General features: G+C 36.1%; 24 protein-coding genes. 4 read left to right on the top strand and 20 right to left on the bottom strand.

The features are described from left to right. Positions 1 to 88: 88 nt before the first annotated feature. The 4 genes from PROVALCAL_RS16940 (at position 89) to cysE (ending at position 2951) form a co-directional block, all read left to right on the top strand. Positions 89 to 523, top strand: coding sequence for a rhodanese-like domain-containing protein (locus PROVALCAL_RS16940; protein ID WP_224051067.1), 435 nt, complete (start codon positions 89 to 91; stop codon positions 521 to 523). A 66-nt stretch (positions 524 to 589) separates the two neighbouring features. After that, a complete protein-coding gene (gene secB / locus PROVALCAL_RS16935) occupies positions 590 to 1057 on the top strand; it encodes a protein-export chaperone SecB (protein WP_006660561.1) in 468 nt (155 codons plus the stop codon). Positions 1058 to 1066: 9 nt separating this feature from the next. Further along, positions 1067 to 2095: an NAD(P)H-dependent glycerol-3-phosphate dehydrogenase gene (gene gpsA, locus PROVALCAL_RS16930; RefSeq protein ID WP_006660560.1), complete on the top strand. Its 1029-nt coding sequence runs from the start codon at positions 1067 to 1069 to the stop codon at positions 2093 to 2095. A gap of 34 nt (positions 2096 to 2129) precedes the next feature. Beyond that, positions 2130 to 2951 carry a serine O-acetyltransferase gene (gene cysE / locus PROVALCAL_RS16925; RefSeq protein ID WP_006660559.1) on the top strand — a complete coding sequence of 274 codons (822 nt, stop codon included), beginning with the start codon at positions 2130 to 2132 and terminating at the stop codon, positions 2949 to 2951. A 238-nt stretch (positions 2952 to 3189) separates the two neighbouring features. Here cysE and trmL read toward each other — a convergent pair whose 3' ends face one another. From trmL to cpxR, 20 genes are all read right to left on the bottom strand, one after another. After that, positions 3190 to 3693, bottom strand: coding sequence for a tRNA (uridine(34)/cytosine(34)/5-carboxymethylaminomethyluridine(34)-2'-O)-methyltransferase TrmL (trmL, locus tag PROVALCAL_RS16920; RefSeq protein WP_006660558.1), 504 nt, complete (start codon positions 3691 to 3693; stop codon positions 3190 to 3192). A gap of 144 nt (positions 3694 to 3837) precedes the next feature. Next, positions 3838 to 5919, bottom strand: a complete 2082-nt coding sequence (locus PROVALCAL_RS16915; protein WP_006660557.1) for a polysaccharide biosynthesis tyrosine autokinase — start codon at positions 5917 to 5919, stop codon at positions 3838 to 3840. Positions 5920 to 5946: 27 nt separating this feature from the next. Beyond that, positions 5947 to 6375, bottom strand: coding sequence for an arsenate reductase/protein-tyrosine-phosphatase family protein (locus tag PROVALCAL_RS16910; RefSeq protein WP_039862314.1), 429 nt, complete (start codon positions 6373 to 6375; stop codon positions 5947 to 5949). 5 nt (positions 6376 to 6380) lie between these two features. Further along, complete coding sequence (locus PROVALCAL_RS16905; RefSeq protein WP_006660555.1) at positions 6381 to 7529, bottom strand: polysaccharide export protein; 1149 nt, start codon at positions 7527 to 7529, stop codon at positions 6381 to 6383. A 356-nt stretch (positions 7530 to 7885) separates the two neighbouring features. Then, the gene (galE, locus tag PROVALCAL_RS16900) at positions 7886 to 8911 is read right to left on the bottom strand and encodes a UDP-glucose 4-epimerase GalE (RefSeq protein ID WP_039862312.1); all 1026 of its coding nucleotides are present in this window, start codon (positions 8909 to 8911) and stop codon (positions 7886 to 7888) included. A gap of 97 nt (positions 8912 to 9008) precedes the next feature. Continuing rightward, positions 9009 to 9833: a glycosyltransferase gene (locus PROVALCAL_RS16895; RefSeq protein ID WP_006660552.1), complete on the bottom strand. Its 825-nt coding sequence runs from the start codon at positions 9831 to 9833 to the stop codon at positions 9009 to 9011. Then, a complete protein-coding gene (locus PROVALCAL_RS16890; RefSeq protein ID WP_006660551.1) occupies positions 9830 to 10327 on the bottom strand; it encodes a glycosyltransferase family 4 protein in 498 nt (165 codons plus the stop codon). The genes PROVALCAL_RS16895 and PROVALCAL_RS16890 overlap by 4 nt, the downstream gene beginning before the upstream one ends. After that, positions 10324 to 10869 carry a glycosyltransferase family 4 protein gene (locus tag PROVALCAL_RS16885; RefSeq protein WP_131657920.1) on the bottom strand — a complete coding sequence of 182 codons (546 nt, stop codon included), beginning with the start codon at positions 10867 to 10869 and terminating at the stop codon, positions 10324 to 10326. The genes PROVALCAL_RS16890 and PROVALCAL_RS16885 overlap by 4 nt, the downstream gene beginning before the upstream one ends. A 5-nt stretch (positions 10870 to 10874) precedes the next feature. Next, entirely contained in the window at positions 10875 to 11744 is an 870-nt protein-coding gene (locus PROVALCAL_RS19650; protein WP_131657919.1) for a hypothetical protein, read from the bottom strand. A 399-nt stretch (positions 11745 to 12143) separates the two neighbouring features. After that, positions 12144 to 13229, bottom strand: coding sequence for a glycosyltransferase family 4 protein (locus tag PROVALCAL_RS16865; protein WP_006660545.1), 1086 nt, complete (start codon positions 13227 to 13229; stop codon positions 12144 to 12146). Further along, the gene (locus PROVALCAL_RS16860) at positions 13226 to 14281 is read right to left on the bottom strand and encodes a polysaccharide pyruvyl transferase family protein (RefSeq protein ID WP_006660544.1); all 1056 of its coding nucleotides are present in this window, start codon (positions 14279 to 14281) and stop codon (positions 13226 to 13228) included. Before PROVALCAL_RS16860 ends, PROVALCAL_RS16865 begins: the two co-directional genes overlap by 4 nt. 2 nt (positions 14282 to 14283) lie before the next feature. Beyond that, positions 14284 to 15090: a glycosyltransferase gene (locus tag PROVALCAL_RS19110; protein ID WP_006660543.1), complete on the bottom strand. Its 807-nt coding sequence runs from the start codon at positions 15088 to 15090 to the stop codon at positions 14284 to 14286. Next, positions 15078 to 16325 carry an O-antigen translocase gene (locus PROVALCAL_RS19105; RefSeq protein ID WP_165480224.1) on the bottom strand — a complete coding sequence of 416 codons (1248 nt, stop codon included), beginning with the start codon at positions 16323 to 16325 and terminating at the stop codon, positions 15078 to 15080. Before PROVALCAL_RS19105 ends, PROVALCAL_RS19110 begins: the two co-directional genes overlap by 13 nt. Next, entirely contained in the window at positions 16312 to 16479 is a 168-nt protein-coding gene (locus PROVALCAL_RS20285; protein ID WP_409371735.1) for an LbetaH domain-containing protein, read from the bottom strand. The genes PROVALCAL_RS19105 and PROVALCAL_RS20285 overlap by 14 nt, the downstream gene beginning before the upstream one ends. 354 nt (positions 16480 to 16833) lie before the next feature. Further along, the gene (locus PROVALCAL_RS16840; protein WP_006660540.1) at positions 16834 to 17976 is read right to left on the bottom strand and encodes a DegT/DnrJ/EryC1/StrS family aminotransferase; all 1143 of its coding nucleotides are present in this window, start codon (positions 17974 to 17976) and stop codon (positions 16834 to 16836) included. Between the two features lie 19 nt (positions 17977 to 17995). Then, on the bottom strand, positions 17996 to 18454 hold the full coding sequence (locus PROVALCAL_RS16835) for an acyltransferase (RefSeq protein ID WP_006660539.1): 459 nt from the start codon (positions 18452 to 18454) through the stop codon (positions 17996 to 17998). Beyond that, positions 18432 to 18851, bottom strand: coding sequence for a sugar 3,4-ketoisomerase (locus tag PROVALCAL_RS16830; protein ID WP_006660538.1), 420 nt, complete (start codon positions 18849 to 18851; stop codon positions 18432 to 18434). The genes PROVALCAL_RS16835 and PROVALCAL_RS16830 overlap by 23 nt, the downstream gene beginning before the upstream one ends. Continuing rightward, the gene (rfbA, locus tag PROVALCAL_RS16825) at positions 18838 to 19719 is read right to left on the bottom strand and encodes a glucose-1-phosphate thymidylyltransferase RfbA (RefSeq protein WP_039862302.1); all 882 of its coding nucleotides are present in this window, start codon (positions 19717 to 19719) and stop codon (positions 18838 to 18840) included. The genes PROVALCAL_RS16830 and rfbA overlap by 14 nt, the downstream gene beginning before the upstream one ends. 952 nt (positions 19720 to 20671) lie before the next feature. Beyond that, the gene (gene cpxA / locus PROVALCAL_RS16820) at positions 20672 to 22042 is read right to left on the bottom strand and encodes an envelope stress sensor histidine kinase CpxA (RefSeq protein ID WP_006660536.1); all 1371 of its coding nucleotides are present in this window, start codon (positions 22040 to 22042) and stop codon (positions 20672 to 20674) included. Beyond that, positions 22039 to 22737, bottom strand: coding sequence for an envelope stress response regulator transcription factor CpxR (gene cpxR / locus PROVALCAL_RS16815; RefSeq protein WP_006660535.1), 699 nt, complete (start codon positions 22735 to 22737; stop codon positions 22039 to 22041). The genes cpxA and cpxR overlap by 4 nt, the downstream gene beginning before the upstream one ends. Between the last annotated feature and the right edge of the window lie 144 nt (positions 22738 to 22881).

Here is a 22881-nt window from a genome sequence, read left to right as displayed (position 1 = left end):
CTAACTGGCTGTAATTAGCTCAGCACAAAGGTATACTCTGAACCCTTTGATATTCGTTTTTAACTAACGGGAGTAATTGCCCCCCATGATCCAAGAAATCATGCAATTTGTCGGTCGTAACACGTTTGTTAGTCTGACTTGGATAGTGTTATTTGTTGCTGTGGTCGTGATGACCTTCAGAAGCCTATTCTCTAAAACTAAAGTCATTGCGCGCACTCAAGCGATTGCGATGATCAATAAAGAAGAAGCCATTGTTGTGGACCTACGTACGCGTGAAGAGTTCCGCAAAGGGCATATTATTGATTCAATTAACTTAACACCATCTGAAATTAAAGATAATAATTTAGGTGAGCTGGAAAAACACAAACAAAAATCAGTGATTATGGTTTCTGCGAGTGGTATGGAAGCAGGTAAACCTGCTGAACAGCTAGCTAAACATGGTTTTGAAAAAGTCTTTGTCCTGAAAGAAGGGATCGCTGGTTGGGCGGGTGAAAATCTGCCACTGGCTCGTGGTAAGAAGTAATCATCCGGCGCGGTGTCGGCAACTGAATATATCTCGAAACTCTAATATGGAAGTAAGGTAATTATTATGTCAGAACAAAACAACTCGGAAATGGTATTTCAAATTCAACGTATTTATGCAAAAGACGTTTCATTTGAAGCACCTAATGCACCTCAAATCTTTCAAAAAGAGTGGCAGCCAGAGATCAAATTAGATTTAGATACTTCTTCAACTCAATTAGCTGAAGGCGTATATGAAGTTGTTCTGCGTGTAACAACGACTGCAACATTGGGCGAAGAAACTGCATTCTTGTGTGAAGTTCAGCAAGCGGGCGTGTTCTCTATCGATGGTATCGAAGGAACGCAAATGGCGCATTGCTTAGGTGCATACTGCCCGAACATCCTGTTCCCATATGCGCGTGAAACGATCACTAACATGGTGGGTCGCGGTACATTCCCACAATTGAACTTAGCGCCAGTTAACTTTGATGCACTGTTCATGAATTATTTACAGCAGCAACAAGGTGAACAAGCGCAGAACCCTGAAGTTCAATAAGGTCGCTTAATGAATACTGCTTCAATGACAGTGATCGGTGCCGGCTCGTACGGCACCGCTTTAGCCATTACCCTTGCACGTAATGGTCATCAGGTGGTGCTGTGGGGGCATGATCCTGCACATATCCGCAAATTAAACCAAGAACGTAGCAATCAGGCGTTTTTGCCTGGCGTTTCTTTCCCTGATAGTTTATCTCTCGAGACGGACTTAAAAAGTGCTGTTGAAGCGAGCCTGAATATCTTGATTGTAGTGCCTAGCCATGTATTTGGTGACGTACTGAAGCAAATCAAACCGTATCTGCAAGCGGGCTCCCGCATTATTTGGGCAACCAAAGGGCTAGAGAGAGATACTGGACGTTTGTTGCAAGATGTCGCGCGTGAGGTATTAGGTAATGAAATTCCTCTGGCGGTATTGTCTGGACCTACGTTTGCGAAAGAGTTAGCGGCGGGTCTTCCTACTGCAATTTCAGTGGCAGCATCTGATAGCCAGTTTGGTGATGATTTACAAAAATTATTCCATTGTGGCAAAAGCTTCCGTGTCTATAAAAACCCAGACATGATAGGTGTGCAGCTTGGTGGTGCCGTGAAAAACGTGATTGCGATTGGCGCTGGGATCTCGGATGGAATGGGCTTTGGTGCAAATGCTCGTACAGCATTAATCACGCGTGGATTAGCTGAAATGAGCCGCTTAGGTGTGTCATTAGGCGCTGACCCTTCAACATTTATGGGTATGGCTGGGTTAGGTGATTTAGTGCTAACCTGCACGGATAACCAATCTCGTAATCGCCGTTTTGGTATGATGCTAGGAAATGGTGTCAGTGTTGAAGAGGCGGAAAAAGAGATTGGGCAAGTGGTTGAAGGCTATCGTAATACCAAAGAGGTGAAAGCCCTTGCGGAACGTGCCGGTGTTGAAATGCCAATCACAGAACAAATCTACCAAATCCTCTATTGCAATAAAAATGTGTTAGAAGCCTCCCAAGCGCTGTTAGGTCGGGCAACTAAAGATGAAATTGCGGATATGCCTAAATTACCAAGCTAATAATAAGCCAATAATAATATAGAAGAGAGCCATTATGTCGCGTGAAGAATTGGATAGAATTTGGGGTTACATTAAGGAAGAAGCCAAGGCGCTTGCTGACTGTGAGCCCTTACTCGCCAGTTTTTTTAACGCGACATTACTAAAGCATGATAATTTAGGTAGCGCGCTTAGCTATATGTTGGCAAATAAGCTTAGTTCCCCCATTATGCCTGCAATCGAAGTTCGTGAGATCGTAGAAGAAGCTTACCGCAATGATGAGCAAATGATTTTTTCTGCGGCGATGGATCTTTCTGCGGTACGTTTACGTGACCCCGCGGTTGATAAGTACTCGACTCCTCTGTTGTATTTAAAAGGCTTTCACGCCTTACAAGCCTACCGTATTGGGCATTGGTTATGGGGAGAAGGTCGTAAGGCACTTGCGGTCTACTTACAAAACCAAATTTCAGTTTCTTTTGGTGTTGATATTCATCCTGCTGCACAAATTGGTTGCGGAATTATGCTCGACCATGCGACAGGAATTGTGATTGGTGAGACGGCGATTGTCGAAAATGATGTGTCTATTCTTCAGTCTGTTACACTAGGCGGTACCGGTAAAACCTGTGGCGACCGTCATCCTAAAGTACGTGAAGGGGTGATGATTGGCGCTGGCGCTAAAATTCTGGGCAATATTGAAATTGGTCGTGGCGCGAAAATTGGCGCTGGCTCTGTGGTATTACATCCCGTTCCTCCTCATACGACAGTGGCGGGCGTTCCTGCTCGTATTGTTGGTAAGCCAACAAGCGATAAGCCATCGCTAGAGATGGATCAAAACTTTAATGGTAACGTTGATGGTTTTGAAAGCGGGGATGGGATCTAGCTGGTGAAAAAAATTCAGGGCTCGAGCTCAATTCGGTTTGTTGAGCTACTTAGGTGCCGCTATTCTCAGCTAAGTAAGAAACATTCACCTGTCCTTTTAGAAGTAGACTTGCTTAAAAATCTCGATCAGTATAATAGCCATTCAGATGGATTAACTGATGTCCGTAATATTGAAATAGAGAATTAGGCGTCATATTAAGATTAAAAACCAAAGGAGCTTAACCAGCTCCTTTGTTGTTTTAGTCTTTCAGCAGCGCACCCGGATATCCAAGCTGGCGCCAAGTTTCGAATACCACAACGGCAACTGAGTTAGAAAGATTCATACTGCGGCTTTCAGCTAGCATCGGGATACGAATTTTCTGCTCGATTGGCATATTGTCGAGAACATAAGGCGGCAAGCCACGAGTTTCTGGTCCAAACATCAAATAATCATCTTCCCGATAGCTCACATTGCTGTGGCTCGGTTTACCTTTGGTTGTCAACGCAAACACACGAGCGCCTGTTGGCGACTGATTATTATCAGGATTTAACCCTTCACTTTCTAAGAATGCATAATAATCATGGTGATGTTTGATGTCCGCAAACTCACTGTAATCGAGTCCTGCGCGGCGCAAGCGTTTGTCATCCCAAGTAAAACCCAGCGGGTGAATAAGATGTAAGCTAAAACCTGTATTAGCACATAAGCGGATGATGTTGCCCGTATTGGGTGGGATTTCAGGTTCGAATAAAACAATATGTGGCATAACGTTAATGGCTATTGGTCTAGATGAAAAAAGATGATGCAGAGTTTACGCGCAAATTTGGAAAGATGCATCTATTGCATGGCACGAGGGTGAAACGGAATAATTTGAGGGTATAAAAAGGCGAGCTAATCGCTCGCCATCCCATTAATACTGGTAAACATAGCGATAATCCTCTGATTTCTTGTGAATACCATTAAGGATTGCACCTGTAATCTCAATATTATTTTGAGCGAAATGTTTAAGAGCACGTTCGATCTCTTTCACGGTACTGACATCATAATGTGCAATTAGAAGCGAGGTTCCCGCATATTTACCAATAATTGCAGGATCGGTTACTGCAAAAATAGGCGCCGTATCAAGCAGTACCATGTCATATTGATGCTTAAGAGAGTCCAATAAATGTTTAAATTGTTCACTCATGAGGAGCTCTGAAGAGTGAGAAACACTCTTTCCTCGGCTTATAATATCCAAATTATCAATAACTTGTTTATGAATAATGATTGGGTCAGGATTGTGTTGAGATAAGAACTCTGAAAGCCCCGATTTATTTTCTAAGCCAAAAGTTTTATGGATATGGCCCTTACGTAAGTCGGCATCAATAAGCAGAATTTTTTTACCTGCATTTGCCAGGACAACAGCGATATTTGAAGCAATGAAGCTTTTGCCAATGTTGGGCGACGCGCTAGTCAGCATGACAATGTTATTGTTTTGGTTCATGACTGAAAAATAGATGCTCGTTCTTAATGAACGGATGGCTTCTATTGCAAGATCGCATGGATTTTCAATCGCTAATGGCTTTCGATGTTGATTAGACTGTAATCTTTTTTCATCAAAAGAAAATGGAATGGCTGCATAAACCTGAACACCGAGCGCTTCGATATCTTCAGAATTTTTAATTTTATTATTCAGGCATTCCTTGGCGAGCACATAACCGCTACCGACAATGAAACCTAGAATGGATGCTAAAGCCATAATTAAGGTTTTTTTCGGCGCAATAGGCGCGGGCTGCGATTCTGCCGGGTCAATGATGCGCATGTTAGAGGTTATCCCAGCATTGAGTACACTGAGCTCTTGTTGCTTCGCAACCAATTGATTATAAATTGCTTGCTCAGATTCAACATCTCGAGTTAGCCGAACAATCTGTTGCTGAGTATTTGGCAGCTGTTGGATATTTTTACTGATACGTTCTTTTTCGAGTAGTAATGTTTGGCGTTTATCTATCAAGGATTGGTAAGCAGGGTGATTACGGGTATATAACTGTTGAATTTCCACTTCTTTAAATGTCAGCTCGTTGAGTTTTTCTTCTATTTGTAATGCGCTTTCAAGTGCGGATTTCGCTTCTAAAGAGAGGTCAATAGACTCATTTTTTTTACGAAAAGCATTTAATTGATTTTCATAATGGTCAAGCTTACTTTTTATTTGGGGCAAATAATTCTCTAAAAAGACCAACGAGTTATCAGTGGCTTTTTTCTTATGCTCTATATTTTGATCGATATAATTTTGAATAATGCTATCCAGTATTTTGGTGTTTTCTTGCTTATTGAGTCCCTTAATCGATAGATTAATGATTCCAGTACTTTTTCCAAGCTCATTAACGCTGATACGGCTACGCAAATTTTCGATAGTGGAAAACCGATCATTTTTTATCAGGGTCAGTTTATCTCCCGTTTCTGCCATGAATGAATTCACTAATAGGCGAATACCCTGTTGCTCGATGGGGAAGCCAATTTTGCCGTGATAAGTTTCCCCTGCAATAGCCAAAGTATATTGATGTTCATTGAGATACGTTAGTGTTGCTGGCTGATCCATTAAGCTAGAGGGTAAATAATATTGCCCAATATCGATGGCGATTGTATTTCTGCTCAGTTTAGGCAACAGCCCTGATGGTGATATTTGAATATCCAAATTAAGGTCTGAGACTGTTTTACCTAAAACCATGCGGGATTTTATCACTTCAACTTCTGATTCTACCGGATTTGCATGACTGCCGAAGGGCATCACGTCATTCATTTGATCTAATAATGATGCTTGGTTGGCTTTGTCATATTGCAGCGTGGCATTAGCTTGATAGATGGGGGCAGCCATAAAACAGTATATTCCTGCAATGAATATAAAAATAACAGTCGAAATACTTATTGTTAAATAATTGAATTGTAATGCTTTAAATAAGGCGAGAAGGTCGATTTCATCTGCATTTAGCGATTGGTTTTTTTCTTTATTTATCATTATGTTAGTTTTGCCATCAGTTAAAAATTAAATTTTCCCTTGCCAGGAACTGGCCGCTTGTTCCATAAGTTGATAAACATGTTCAAACATCTCATCACTATGTTTATAAGGATCGGGAATTTCAGATTTGTTTAGCCATTCACCGAATAGCATGACTTTACCGCGAGTTTGCGGAAACTGCTGATAGAGTTTTTGGATATGGTGGTTTTCCATCACAAGGATTAAGTCTGCTGATTGGCATAGGGGTTCAGTTAAACGGCGAGAATAATGCCCCTCTAAAGAGAGATTATGGTTTTTAGCAATACGGATAGCATTGTTATCCGCAGGTTTGTTCAGTGGCGCGATAAAGCCGACGGAATGAATCATTTTTTGAGGGAAAAACGACCGCATTAAGCGTTCTCCAGTGGGGGAACGGCAGATATTACCCATGCATATAATAAGGATATTATTGAACATAGGTATTACCAGTTATAAATACGCTTAGTACTTTCGGTTAACAGGTTGTATGACGTGATGGTTGGCAAGAGTTGGGTAATTAAACGGTTCCAGCGAACTATAGGCGCTGCGGTCACATAAACAAGGTCATAAGGCTGTAATTTAAATTTGGTTCCCATCACTAATGCGGTCGCATCGGATAGATCTAGCTGATAAATAACCGCTATTTTTTGAGGCGGTAGCTCATTTGGCATATGATTATTCGGTACTTGCTTATTAATAGGGCGAATCACAAATATACCGGTCGCACTTGCTGTTGTTTGATTGAGTCCACTGGATTTACTGAGTGCCTCGGTAATACTCATGCCTGCACGGTCGATCGTCAGGGTCGCTGGTTGTTCGACTTCTCCCATCACAAATACTTTTTGTGCATCATTGCGGGGCACATATAGTACATCATTGGGCTGCATTAAGTGGTTCTGAGTTAGGTCGCCATACTGAACTAAGGATTGCAGTGAGATCTTGATTTCTTTGCCGTTACGGGTAAGCACCACGTTATTCCAATCTGCGTTTTCAGTGAGTCCACCTGCCGTATTGAATGCCTCTAAGAGGGTTAGCGGTATATTTGTGATGGGAAGCGCTCCCGCCTTGATGACCTCACCAGAAACATACATTTTTTGTGAGCGAAATGCCGCAATACTGACATCAACTTGCGGTGTTTCAATATAGGCGGCGAGTCGGAGGCTCACTAATTTTCGTATTTCACTAATTGTTTTTCCGATAACGGATACTTTTCCAATATAGGGATAATACATTGTGCCATCGGAGTGAACCCAATTTCCGGAATCAGCTGCGCTGCGATAAGAACCCGCAGGGATGGTGAGCTCGGGGTGACCCCAAACCGTAATGGCCAATACATCGCCAACGCCAACTCGATAGTCATAAGTGGCTAATTGTTTTTCCAGTTGTGGATTTGGCTTTGCGATCACAGGGAAGACCTGCATTTCATTTAGCAACTGTGGGGAGATAGGGTAGATATCCACAAGCGTATTAATGTCATGTTTGCCAGTGTTAATAATGGTTTTTTCTGATGTGGAAATATACGTTCCAGGGACGATTTGGCACCCAGCAATGAGCGCGCTGGCTGCTATAGGAATAAGGTATTTAATCAACATGGTAATCGCCCTAAATCAGGATAGGAAATCGTGCATTTCAGACATTGAAGTTACACAAACATATAATTCTGGCTGGCATAATAATTTAATTCTTAATTGATATTCAAATATTTTGTCTGAAAAATCCACTTATATAAAAATATAATAGAATAAAAAAGGTTATTGATTTTTTGGATGTTTTTGTGTAATGACGAGAATGGAATTATTTTTAAGACTTTATTTAAATATCAGAGCGTTATTTTTAGAGGAAAAGAGAGTTAAGGAAGAGAGTTCGAACGGGGGGTATAGAAGGGGGATTTTTAAATATAAAAAAGGCGAGCTGAGTGCTCGCCTGATTATTACAAAATAAATGTTACTTAGCTTTGATAACCATTTGGATTCATGGATTGCCAGCGCCATACATCATCAGCCATATCTTGAATAGAATATTTCGCTTTCCAACCAAGCTCACGTTCTGCTTTTGCTGGCGTTGACCAATATTCAGCGATATCTCCCGCACGACGCTCTGCTATTTTATAAGGAATTGGTTTACCTACTGCCTTTTCAAAAGCAGCGATAACTTCTAGCACACTTGTTCCAGTACCGGTACCCAAATTGTAGATATAAAGCCCAGAACCCTGATTCATATGATTTAATGCAGCAATATGTCCATCAGCTAAATCCATAACGTGGATATAATCGCGGACGCCAGTACCGTCTTTGGTTGCGTAATCTCCGCCGAATACGGCAAGTTCTTTACGACGACCTACTGCCACTTGTGCAATAAATGGCGTGAGGTTATTCGGGATTCCATTCGGGTCTTCACCCATCAAACCGGAGTTATGCGCGCCAACTGGGTTGAAGTAGCGTAGTAAGGAAATGGACCATTCGCTATCAGAGATACTGAGGTCAGTTAAAATACGCTCAACCATATATTTGCTCGTGCCATATGGGCTGTTGGTGTTTCCTACGGAGGATTCTTCAGTTAACGGGGTATGTTCAGGTTCACCATATACCGTTGCAGATGAGCTGAATATTAAGCTCTTAACACCCGCCTGACGCATGCTTTGGACTAAAACTAAGGTGCCATTCACATTCACATCATAGTATTCAATCGGTTTTTCAACCGATTCGCCTACCGCTTTTAAACCCGCAAAGTGGATCACAGAACTAATCGTATGCTGTGCAAAAATGGCATCAAGTACGGCTTTATCACGAACATCACCTTGATAAAACGTCGGTTTAGTTCCCGTGATGGTTTCAATGCGGTTCAATACTTCAAGGTTAGCATTGTGGAGGTTATCTAAAATGATCGGCTGAATACCTTGCTGGATCATTTGTACGCAGGTATGGCTACCAATATAGCCAAGACCGCCGGTGACTAATACACAAGAACTACTCATGATTGCATCCTGTCAATTATTAACTTTAATATAAAATTAGGAAATGTCATTTTAATATGTGAATAATTAAATAATAGACTCAATGGAATAATAAAAACTATCGTAAATATTTATACGCTAGACTCATTAGTTTTGGTGGGAGCAAATGGAAAAAATAACGGCTGTAGATAAAAATTAAATTTTTAAAACTGAACTTGTTCAGTAAGAACATATAACCAAGGCGTAGTGAAACTTCACTTTTTGCTTTAGATAAACCAGCTCTACGACTCATTGTGTTTTTTTCTAGTCGATATTTTAATAAGACATCGGGTAAATTGTGGAACTTATAATTTTTATATAATAACTCTAACCAGAATGCCATATCTTCAGTAAAGCAGGTATGTGTTGGGTAGCGGTTTCCATCTTCAAAAACTTTACGTCTGAACATTACGGATGGGTGTATAAATGGGCAACGAGTTATACTAAAATTAATTAAATCATTGTGTTCTGACGGAAGCCTTTTTTCAGTAAGAGAGTATGATGTACCAAATTCTTCACAACCTGTGCCGAGGATATCAACATTAGGATTATTATCTAAAAAAGTTTTTTGTAAGAATAACCTTTCAGGGAGAGATATATCATCACTATCCATTCTGGCTATATATTGGTAGTCATATTTCAAACAATAATCTATCATTACATTTAAAGCTTTAGCTAATCCATAACTTTTATTTGATTGTAGAACTTTAACAGAAGGTTCAGTTTCAAGTTTTTCTATCTCATTTTTTATAGTCGGGGCTACTGGTCCATCTAAAAATATAACTAAGTCGGATGGTTCTGACTGATGTAATATGCTATCCAGTGCACTCATAAAGTTATCATAACTATCATTTTTATAGACACTCATCAAAACTACAATTTTACTATGGGAATTCTCCATCATGAGTTAGTTCCATATAAAGCTTGTTTATATAAATCCAAATACTTAGCTGCCATAATTTCAGTTGTGAAGTTAGATAGGTAATAGTTGCGACAATTATTTTTTAGGTGCTCGTAATCAATTTTTTCAAGGGAGTCAATTACTTTTATATAAGAATCAGTAGTGTTTTCGCAAAGAAATCCATTTTCATGAGTAAGGCTGAAAATTTCCTCATGGGGAGGGATTTTAGATAATATGTAACTAAGCCTACAGGATAGAGACTCTAATACTGCTAGAGGAAAACCTTCAGCTAAAGATGACGATATGATGAAATCACAATCATTAATTATATTGAATGGATAGTTTATTTTCCCCGTAAAGAATATATTTTTTTGGTTATACTTTTCCTTGAAATTTTTATAGTTTTCTCCATTTCCAATAACATATAGTTCCATATTATCTCTATCTTTAGATGCAAAAGCAGAAAGAATTACTTCTATATTTTTGCGTTTGCTCAATACGCCAAGGCAAACAAGCCTAATTTTTTTTCTATTTCTTTCGAATGATGATTTAATGGTGAGTAGTAATCATCAACACCATTATAAATATAGTATTTGCTGATGTTATTATATACCATTGCTGATTTTGAACAGTTTACGGTGAAGTTTATTTTTTTTAAAAATAGCTTATGAATACTGGTATATATAGTTCCTAATATATCTCCCTTTAACAACTTATAATCTAACTTGATAAAGTTATGAATGGTTGAGAAATTATTTTTATTTAACAGTAAAGTGTTTAATATAGCGTTAATGAAATCAGGGAAAAAGCCATGAGAGTGTACGACAGTTTCTTCTTTTCTTGCGGCTTTTATTATTGTAAATATATTTCTAGTTATAATTACTTTAGAATAGTGTGAAAATTCATCTTTCATTTCACCATCTCTAAATGAAAATATTGAAATATCAATGCCGTTTTGTGATAGTTTTTTAACTAAACTTAAAACTACATTAGTGGGGCCAACATTACCTAAAGATGGAACTATGTACATCAAATTCATTTGCATCATTCCCTTTTAATTAATTTAAATATATTTTTATGGAAATTTAAAAGCGAAAAGTATGATAATAAGATAAAGAATAATTTTATATTAATAGAAGAACCTAATAAAAAGTCACCTTTTATTTGGGATATAAAGTATATTGTTGCTATAAAGAATATTGTAAGTTTAAATTTCTTTTTACCTTGAAAACTATATATAAATGAAAATCCAACTAAATAAACAGATATTATTAAAATCGAATTTACTATGCCACCATATAGAATTGTTCTCATATAGCCAGCATCTGTATGCATGTAATATCCATCTCCAAGGGGATCTAGCCACATTCCGTCTCCCCAAAGGAAAGTATTTTCTGAAATGGGGAAATACATGTTTTTTAATACATTGCTTGATTCAGTTTCTATTTTTCCTGAATTATTTATATTTGAAATAAATTCAAAAGTATATTTTGTTAAGATGGATGATAAGGTATCAAATGTTTTAGGTGATAAAAAATCTAGTAATATTATCAAAGTTAAAAAAAATAGAGCTGAATAAAAAAATAGTTTTAAAATTCTATTTATATTTTCTCTTGATAATGTTATTAACATTAGAAGTGAAAATGATGCACCTAGCAAACCAGTTCGACCTGTAATGCAAATGGCAAAGAATATGACAAGCCAAAAGAAAAACATTTTTTTTATACCTATGAAGGCATTTATAAATAGGTATGAAAGTAGTATTAGAGAAATAGATAAAAAAACTGCTAAATCATATGTTAAACTAGCCGCTAAGCCTAATCCACGAAAGCCATCATACCTTTCAAATAGTGTTGCACCTGTTGTAAGTGTTATACTAAAAATAAGCTCTCTAAAAAAAGAACTAAATAGCATTAATAAAATTATTACAGCTTGAATGAATGATATAATTACTATTGAATATAGGAATTCATTAACATTTGTTTTTTTAAATAAAAAATAGATGATAAGAATTGAACCTAAAAAGGCCTCTGTTGAAAAAATAATTGTAGAATAAATATTGCTGAAGTCTTCTGTGTTATTTATAATTATTGGTGTTAAGCTAGAGCAAACAAGAGCAAGGAGTAATATGACAATAGTAATTATTTTTCTTTTTTTATCCCATAGATGTTACCTTTCAATAAAAAAATCATTATTAAAGCAAAGAAGATTAATTTTGACGAATTCATTGGGATGAAAGAAAATGGGATTCCAAAAACAAATAGGAACAGGAAAGTGTTTTTTATTAAGTTTTTCTCTAGAAAAACAGTTGCGTTACTCATGAATTATCCTGTTTATTCTTTCTTTTGCTTTTGAATTCGAAAACTCAGAAAATAAGTTAACATCAAATACTAATTCTTCATATAGTTTATTGGATATAATAGGAATGATCTCTTCAATATTATTTACAAGGAAGCCACTTTTATTATGAAATATACTTTCTTTCACTCCATATTGATTTAAACCTATTGCAGGGCAACCACATAACTGAGATTCTAGATATACTAAACCAAAAGATTCTTTTAACCTAGAAAGTAACACAAAAACATCTGACATCTCATAATATGAAGATAAATTATCATGAGGAATTTTTCCGATGAAGAAAACAGAGTCGTTTAGATTGCTCTTAAGGGTTATTTTTTTTATTTTCTTAAGATAAGAGCCACTACCAATAACAGTCCAGTCAAAATCCAACCCCATGCTTTTAAATTTATTAGATAAATAAATTATATCATCTATGCCTTTATCTTTCTCTATTCTACTTACAGTAATTATTTTTATTTTTTTATTTTTATTTTTATTTTTCAGATGGCTGCTTTTTTTTAAATCCACACCTGAATATGCCACAATTATTTTGCTTTCTATTATTTTTTTATCTTTTTTATGTAAGGAATCTATAAACTTACTTTTCATATAAAAACTTACAGCAATAATTTTTTTTGATAACAAAATAGAACGATGATAATATTTTTCCACATTAATTATTTTGTATATACAGCTTGGATTTTCATAAACTTGTTCGGGCTCCTGCCCATGTAAAACTATAATAGACTTTGCTAGTATATTAGTATTGAAAAATAAGCCGGCTACAATTGTAGCACCTATATCATTTAGTATAATTCTATCGTAATTTTCTAGATTTAATTCTTTTAGCTTAAAATAGTAAGCTATTGGCCAAAGTAATTTAATATTGGTAGGTTTTATGACTTTAAATAAATTGCTATTTTTTTCTCTTGCGGTAGCTGAAAGTAAAGTAACACTGTGATCATTTTCAATGAAATAATTACAATACTGTTTTGCAACAATTCCTGCGCCTCCGCCACTAGGCGGAAATTCATGGCTGATAATTAGTATGTTCATAAATCGTATGCTTGAAGTATCTCATTTTTTGTATTGGTCAATCTTTCTCTTATTACTTGAAGATTAGCTTTGGAAGATATTATCTCTCTGTCAAAGGCTATTAATTTTTGAGATATAGGATATGAAATTACTTTTATTTTTAAGTTATAAGCTAATATTAATGCGTGCATTCTACCAGATATTACTGTTCTAGCTTTAAGTAATGATACGTTTAGTTTATCTAAATCATTTGTATTTAGAATTTCAAGGTCTATATTAAACGCTGTCATACAAAACTTTTTAAACTCTATACATTCACATAAGTCACCATGTGTAGTATAAAAAAGTTTGACATCTTTGTTTAAAGAAATATTATTCTTATTTAATAAATTTATCCATGAGTGATAATATTCATTCTTAGATACTGGAATATTATAATTATTGTACACACTAAGTTCTGTAACTCCCAATAGATGGTACTGAGGAATATAGGAAGTACTGCAGTGTTTTTCATAAAAAGCAATATCGTATGTTATCTCTCCATCAATATTAAATATTTTTTTTAGATTGATTAGTGATTGTTCATCACGAACATAAATCTTGTTAATCTTATTCAACGAACGTAAAAAAAGAAACTTATTGAAATAAGTGAATTTATCGGCAACACCTACACATAATAAAATTATATTCTTATTTTTATAATAATGAAGAATATTAACCCAAAGGTATAATGCTATTGAAAATGTTTCATTGGAAAGTATCAACTGACCTCCGCCAATCGAAACGAGCGAATATTTTTCCTTCGCATCCTTGAGGAGTCTCTTTAAATTCAAAACTGTCCATCGTATTTTTGGTGGGATAATCTTTAGTAGAAATCTAAAGTACTTTGTTTTTCCCATTTTTGATTCTTTAACATTAGATGATATTTCTGTATTGTTAACTCTAGTAAAGTCAGAGTATTGAACTTGGATATCGTTTTTATTGAAGAATGATAATGCAGACCTCTGAATTGCTTTGTCACCAAGATTATCAGAATACCCTTCATTAATCACTAATATTACTTTTTCTTTCATAACTAGTAACGACTCTTAATTTTGATAAATAAATAACGAATTAAAAAAGGTAGATTTTTTTTTGCTAGTTTGAACGCTTTATGGCGGCAATAGTTCTTATAAGAAATTACATCGTTTTTTATACCTTTTTTATTAAAGGTTTTTGTAATGTTTGTTTCGTGAATCCTATAGAAAGCTATAGTTTTTGTTGTATACTTTATATGTCCAAATTTTAGAGAATTAATATAGTAAAGCCATTCTCCATAGTTTTTATATTTAGGTTCCCAGCCTTTTACTAGTTTAAATATTTTAGTTCTATGGAGCATTCCGCAACTTGAAATAAAGTTGTCAATGGCTAAAGCATTGAATATTTTTTCAGGTTGGCTATGATCTTGTTGAATAGAATCTGTTTTTAGTAGTTTCTTTTTCTTTCCTAAAGAATCAATAATGTATGAATTACAATGAACAGAAATAGTTTCATCATCAAATTCTGAAAGCATTGTTTCTACATGATTAGCTGGGATTATATCGTCATGGCCAAGTAATAGGAAAAAATCGCTATCTAAATTTAAAACCACTTTATTTAAATTATAAGTAATCCCTTTATTTTCTTTATTTAAAAATATTTGTATTTTGGGGTTTTCATTAAAATGCAGAATTTTATTTACAGTTTCTGATTTTGAATGGTCATCAATTATAATGATTTCAATGTTTTTATAGCTTTGCTTAATCGCTGAGTTTATTGTTTCCTCTATGTATAAATCACCATTGTAAGATAAAATTATTATTGTTACTTTAAATGAATTATACGGATTTGTTACAATATACACAGCCTGTTCTCTCTTATATATAATAAATACATTATTAACATATGTATAAATGATGTTATAGCATATGAGTATGTTAATCCTACAACGCTATACTTCGCTATCAGAAACCAAGATGTTAAACACCATAAAATAGAAATAAATATTTCACTAAATACAGTAATCTTAACTTTTGCTTTAGCTACAAAGCTAATACCATAAAACCAACTGACAGATTTAAAAAATATGCCAACAAGTAGGAATGGAAATAATTCTTTTGCAGGTAAAAATTCTTTTGTATACAACAAAATTATAATGTTCTCACGCAAGATATAGAGAAAGAAACAAGCAATAAGTGTAAGTGGAATAAATATCTTAATTCCTTTATATATTTCTTTATTTAAATCATCTCTAATCTTTAAGCTCGATATCTTAGGTAAGAAATATGTATTTAATGAAATTGTTAATAGTGTTAATATTAATTGGCAAATTGTCCAAGCGGACTGCCACTCTCCTGCAATATTGATAGATGTATAGTAGATGGTTAACTCACGAATGAAGAATATACAACTAGTAGAACATATGATAGCAATGAAAGTTATAAAGCTAAAAGTGAATAGCTTTTTATATGTTTTAATGGAGGTCTTTGTCTTCAATATGGATAGAACAGAATATAGGTGCTTTCTATTTTCAATTAAAATATAAAATAAAATTAATGACTGATTTGTTAATACAGATATTATAGCACCGATTAAACCATAATTAATAGTTAAAAATATAGTGGAAAATAATCCAAGTAGGCTGGAGATGAAATTATATTTTATAAATAAATTTATTTTTTGTATCCCATTTAAATAGGATAATATAATAACGGGGATTATAGCTAAAGGTATAGTGATAGATGATGCAGCTAAATACAATGAAAATTCAGTGCTTTTAGTTAGGAATTCACTTATTTCATTTGAAAAGAAAATAATAAAGTTAATTATGATTGTATTTAGCATGAAAGATATATAAATAGCACTTTTTATATACTCTCTGCTTTTTGTTTTATCCTCGGCAGTATATTTTGTTATAGCTGACTTTAACACATCACCAGATATAAGATACACTAAGGTTATATAGTTCTGTATGTTCCCTAGTATTGCAATTCCGGCAGGACCAACATATATCGCGATTATTTTATTAGATATGAAGGATATACTCATTTTTAAAATGGTGTAAATGCCTGTGAGTAGTGATGTTTCAAGCATTTTCATTTTGTTTAATCTCTTTTGCGGGTATACCTGCTGCAGTGACTCCCATTCGTATATGCGAGCATACAATAGAACCATTTGCAATTGTTACGTTATCTTCAATAATGCTTCCTTTTAGAATTTTTACATTATTACCTATAAATACATTATTTCCAATAATTATTTTTTTCGTTTAATAGCATTTGAATTATAGAGTTTATGAAAATCCGAGTTAATAATTTCCAGATTGGAACCAAATATACAATTTTCTCCTATTGTAATTTTTTCATGATCTGAAATTATTGTTGCTGAATTGTTGAATACGCAATTTTTATCAATACTAATAGATGAGCTCTTCCCTCTGGAGTCAATATAAGCATAACTAGTAAAAAAGTGATTAGATCTTTCTACTCCAAATGTTACACTACTGTTTATATTAATAACTCCATCACCTTTGACTAAAACAGGTTGTAATTTTTTACATTTCAGTTTTTGATCTGAAATATATGAGTAGGCAAGCACTCTAGTTATTTTAAATATTTTTATAATTATTTTTTTTATAAGAAAATTCATTGATTGCTCGCGATATATTTATAATTTCATAATTTTTAAGTGAAGTATGCAATGGAATGCTCAGTACTTCTTTATGAATTGACTCGGTAATAGGAAGAGATAAATTATTATAGCCTATATATGCTTGTTGCTGATGTGGTGGTGTAGGGTAATGAATTAACGTTTGTATACCTAGATTATTTAGGTGAGTTTGAAATGTATCTCTATGCTCTGTTGCAATAACAAATAAATGCCAAACGTGGCTTTGAAGGTTCTGTTTATATTTATCTGCAGTAAGTGGTAATTTAATTAATGGGTTATCAATATTCTCAAGGTAAGTAAGTGCAATTTTTTGACGAGTTTCAGTTTCTTTGTCTAAATATTTTAATTTCACATTTAGCATTGCAGCTTGAATTTCATCTAATCGGCTATTTACACCTTGAAAAAGGTTTAAATATTTCTGATGTGACCCATAGTTACGCAAAGCTTTCAGGGTATTTGCTAATTCTTCACTATTTGTTGTTATTGCCCCTGCATCCCCCAAAGCTCCGAGGTTTTTACCAGGGTAAAAGCTAAAGCCCGCTGCATCACCCCAATTACCACATTTGATTCCATCAAGCATAGCGCCATGAGATTGAGCGCAATCTTCTAAAACTAGCAGGTTGTGCTGTTTCGCTAATGCCATAATTTCTGGCATTGGTGAAATTTGCCCATATAAATGAACTGGTAGGATAACTTTAGTTTTATTTGTGATTGCAGCTTCTACGTTGCTAATTGAAAGATTATAGCTATCCGCATCTGGCTCAACTAGTACAGGGATAAGATCATTTTCGGTGATGGCTAAAACAGAAGCAATATAAGTGTTTGCTTGTACAATCACTTCATCGCCGGCTTTGATTTTTCCAAGTTCTTTCCATGCCCTTAGTACAAGTGTTAGTGCATCAAGTCCGTTGGCGACACCTAAAGCATATTTTGTTCCACAGTAGTCAGAAAAGTTTTTTTCAAAACTTTCGAGTTCGTTACCCATAATATACCAACCAGAATCAATTACTCTCTTGCAAGCATCATGTAATTCTTGTTGATATTGTTGATTAATGCTTTTAAGGTCGAGAAAATTTATCATATTTATTTTAATCCTACAGTTATTCTATGTAACGTGTAATTTTAGCTGGATTTCCCACTACAAGGGCATTAGCGGGAACATTTTTTGTTACCACACTTCCTGCTCCCACCATGGCGTTTTCACCAATCACTATGCCGGGCAGGATGGTTGCATTTGCACCAATAGATGCACCTTTTTGAATTATGGTATTTGGAAATTGTTCAGGGTACTGCTTTGAGCGAGGATATTTATCATTAGCAAATGTTACGCAGGGACCAATAAAAACATTATCTTCTATCCGTAAACCATCCCATAAATAGACGCCTGACTTTATCGTTACATTATTACCAACGATAACGTCATTCTCGATTAGAGTATGAGCACAAATATTACAATCAGTACCTATTTGAGCCTGCTCAAGAATAACACTGAATTGCCATATCCGTGTATTTTCACCAATATGGCAAGTTTGGACATCACTTAATGGATGAATATACATTTTTATATCCTTCTAAAAAGAGGTTGTAATCACGGATATAGTCAGTTTCATCGTAGTAATCGCTAGCGAGAACTATTATGATACAATCCTCTGAAAAATCATGCATTTCATGCCATTGCATTGGTTCAATTAGTAAGCCTTTATGAGGACAATCAAGAACTAATTCTTCCTTATTTTTACCATCATCCATAATAAAGCGGCAGCTTCCTCTAACACAAACGGCGAGTTGCCTTAGTTCCTTATGTGCATGAAATCCGCGAGAAACGCCTTCTTTAGTGCCAAAAATGTAATAAATACGTTTTACTTCAAATGGAATATTTTTATGTTGTTCCAATGAAATTAATGAACCTCGGTCATCCCCGAGTTTCTTGAATTCAATAGTATTAATTAATTTCATTTCTTTTCTCAATGAGGTTAATTAAATATTGCCCATAATTATTTTTACGGAACTTATTTGCTGTTTTTAATACTTGTTCTGTAGTTAACCATTTTTGTCTAAAGGCTATTTCTTCTAAGCAAGCAATTTTAAAGCCTTGGCGTTTTTCAATCGTCTCAACAAAGCTAGATGCATCTAAAAGGCTATCGTGGGTACCTGTATCTAACCAAGCGAATCCACGACCAAGTAATTCAACTTTAAGTTTTTTATTTTTAAGATAAATTTGGTTGACGGTTGTAATTTCTAATTCACCACGGTCTGATGGTTGGATATTTTTAGCTATATTAATGACATCATTATCATAAAAATATAAACCAGTGACAGCATATTTGGATTTTGGTTTTAATGGTTTTTCTTCAATTGAAATCGCATTGTAGTGTTCATCAAATTCAACTACACCAAAACGTTCAGGATCTGGCACTTCATAGCCAAATACGGTTGCACCGTCTTTAGTATTTGCTGCATGGAGTAATTTAGGAGAAAAACCTTGACCCCAGAAGATGTTATCGCCAAGTACTAAGCAAACACTATCATTGCCAATAAACTCTTCACCAATAATGAAGGCTTGAGCTAAGCCTTCAGGTTTAGGTTGCACAGCGTATTGGAGAGAGATACCGAATTGAGAGCCATCGCCTAATAAACGTTGAAAGCTTTCTAGATCTTCAGGAGTTGTAATAATGAGTGTTTCACGAATACCCGCTAACATCAAAACTGAAAGTGGATAATAAATCATTGGTTTATCATAAATAGGGAGTAATTGTTTCGATACACCCATGGTGATTGGATATAATCTTGTTCCTGAACCACCAGCTAAAATAATGCCCTTCACTTTTCAATTCCTAATTGTTCTTTTATATTTTAATAATTGAGCTCCAATTATTAAATAATTAGGGCTATTCAATTAATACTAAAATGAATCAATAACACTCTTTAGCTATGAATATCTGATTAAAAATTCTTCATGGAGATGTATATTTTAAACGAATTATAACGAGCGAATATATCAACAAACACCCATAGCTACCGCACTGGGTTATCGGGTCCCAGAGCGCCATTAGATTTTCAATTTTAGTACTTATTAATTGAAAATACTGCATTTTTTACAAAATCGCTCAATTAATAAACACTGCTTATGACCGCCTTCTCTTATCGGTTGGCTCGTGCCGTAAGCACGATCAATCAAAAGCCCTTAATAATAGCACTAAAGTATCGGGGTGACTATCGATGTGAGGCGTCTAGAAATCACTACTGTGTGTGGAATTTCTTAGTCATTATCTGGAGATAATTGGTCAGTTACTAGCATATCATTCCATTTTAAATGTGAAATTTGAGATTGATCGATATATTGATAAAGGTCTCAATGGCGGGTAGAGGTTGAGGCTATAGTCAAGGAAAAGCCTGTACACGGTTAAATAGTATAAAAAATAATGATAATGACACGTGTGACTTGATGTATGTTATTAATATTTCAGAAGAACACGCTCGTATGGTGTAGATAAAGATAAATACTCGAACAATGATGAAGTTGTTGAAATATAATATTTATAAGAATTGTCTGAGCATTTTTGTTACTTACTAGTTTATGCAGCAAACCCGAATATGCAAATATCATCAAACGATTGAGGAATTAATATAATCATTTTGTTTGTTCTGGAAGATTAATTATCTACAGCTTTGTACGATGAAAGGAATATTTGTCGGAATATGATAGGAATATATGGCGGTTATATAAAAAAGGTCTTTGGCACATCAGCACCAAAGACCTCAATAAGGAGAGGCGATTAACGACCGTGCTCTGGCAGCCAAATCTGTAGGCGTAACCCGCCCAATGGGCTGTCGTCCGCTTTCACCCAGCCTTTATGCTGGGAGATTGCCGTTTCAACAATCGCTAAGCCAAGCCCTGTGCCGCCAGTTTCTCTGTCTCGCGCTTCATCTGTACGATAGAACGGACGGAAGATGTGCTCACGGTCAGCTGGGCTGACGCCAGGTCCATCATCATCGACAGTAATCAGAATACCGTTATTTTCTTCTTTGAAATCAACCGCAATATGGGTGTTTGAATAGCGAAGTGCGTTACGCACGATGTTTTCAAACGCACTGCCAATGGCGGATGGATTACAATATAACGGCCATGGACCTGGGTGTGACGTGACATCCAGTGTTTTGTTCATCTGCTCCGCTTCGAAGCTTGCATCATCCAGAATATCTCCCCATAACTCATCAGCTTTGATGTGTTCGCGGAGAATTTCATTTTTGTGCTGACTGCGAGATAGAACGAGTAGGTCGTTGATCATACTGTCTAAACGGTGAGTTTCCGTTTCGATGCGCTCCAGCTCTTTACTCTCACCATGGCGGCGACGTAATAATGCAGTCGCCAACTGTAGCCGAGTGAGCGGGGTACGCAGCTCGTGCGAAATATCAGAAATAAGTCGCTGTTGAGCGGTCACCATACCGTCTAACGCACTGATCATTTGGTTGAAACTGTTGCCCGTAGATAAAAATTCCTGCGGACCAGATTCCAGCTCGGGATGCGGACGTAAATTACCTTTTGCCACATCATCTGCCGCCATTTTTAATTTACGGGCAGGACGAGCCAAGCTCCATGATAACCATAATAATAGTGGTGCACTGATTAACATGGTGGCAATTAAGAGTAAAAATGGTCGGTCAAACAAGAGGTTAATAAAGTCTGACTGTGGGCTGCTTGCCGGTCGAACTAAATACAGTTGGTAGTGATCTTCACCGTCTCGAATCGAAAATGGGCCCAAAATTTCTGCGCGCCCATACTTTTTCTTCTTCGGGTGGTCTGCATTATCGGATTGACCAATAAAATTACGGATCACTTGCATTTCACTCGGCATCGCGCCAATTACCCGACCTTCGCTAGTCACAATGATCAAGCGTTGACCTGGGGGCGCCCATTTTTTGATGGCGTTAGAGATTCGTCGCCACCAAAGTAGGTCGTTCATGGGTGCTTGGGCGAGTTCAGCTTCGATATGCTGTTCAAGCATATCCCCTTGGCGTTGCTCACTTTCCATCAGGACGGTGAGCTGCCGAGAGTCGAGCTTGGGCACCATCAGCACGAGCATTAAGACGAGTGCGAGGGTAAACCAAAAAATCGCAAATATTCGAGCGGTTAAGCTGTTGATCATGTGGCAGAAACCATCAAGTAGCCGCGACCACGCAAGGTTTTAAACCAAGGTTGACCGTCGGTGCGTTCTGGGAGTTTGCGGCGCAAATTGGAAATATGCATATCAATAGCACGGTCAAATGGTGTGAGACGTTTGCCTAACACTTCTTGGCTTAAATGTTCTCTCGAAACCACTTGTCCTAAATGCTGCGCTAATAGATAAAGCAACGTAAATTCAGTGCCTGTTAAATCAAGGATTTCGTTATCGAAGCTAGCTTCTTGACGACCTGGATTCAGCTGCAATTTGTCCACTTGTAACGTTGGGGTGTTGCTATTATCCCCTTGAGTTTGCTCACTCCAGTTCGAGCGGCGTAGTAACGCACGAATACGTGCCACTAACTCTCTATCGTTAAATGGTTTAGGTAAATAGTCATCCGCACCGAGCTCCAAGCCCAATACTTTATCTAATTCACTACCGCGCGCCGTTAACATAATGACAGGCGTTTGGTGAATTTGGCGTAACTCTTTTAAGGTCTCAATACCGTTTTTCTTCGGCATCATGACATCGAGTAATAATAGGTCAATGGATGAGTCGATTTGCTGTAATGCCTGTTCACCATCATAGGCGATGACAACATTGAAACCTTCCATTTCCAGCAGTTCTTTTAAGAGCGACGTGAGTTCACGGTCGTCATCAACTAATAGGATTTTATGCATTAATTAAGTCCTCCAACTGCCAAAATACGATAACAATCTTCACGATTCCATGACTTTACGTTCTTTTACATGCTCTGACGCTAGTTTGCAGCCGACCGCGTATATTTATCTCCATTGAATCACGAGCATCGTTCGGAGACAAGG

The sequence above is a fragment of the Providencia alcalifaciens DSM 30120 genome, from assembly GCF_000173415.1.
Lineage (GTDB): Bacteria > Pseudomonadota > Gammaproteobacteria > Enterobacterales > Enterobacteriaceae > Providencia > Providencia alcalifaciens.
This window is presented reverse-complemented; position numbering and strand designations above follow the sequence as displayed.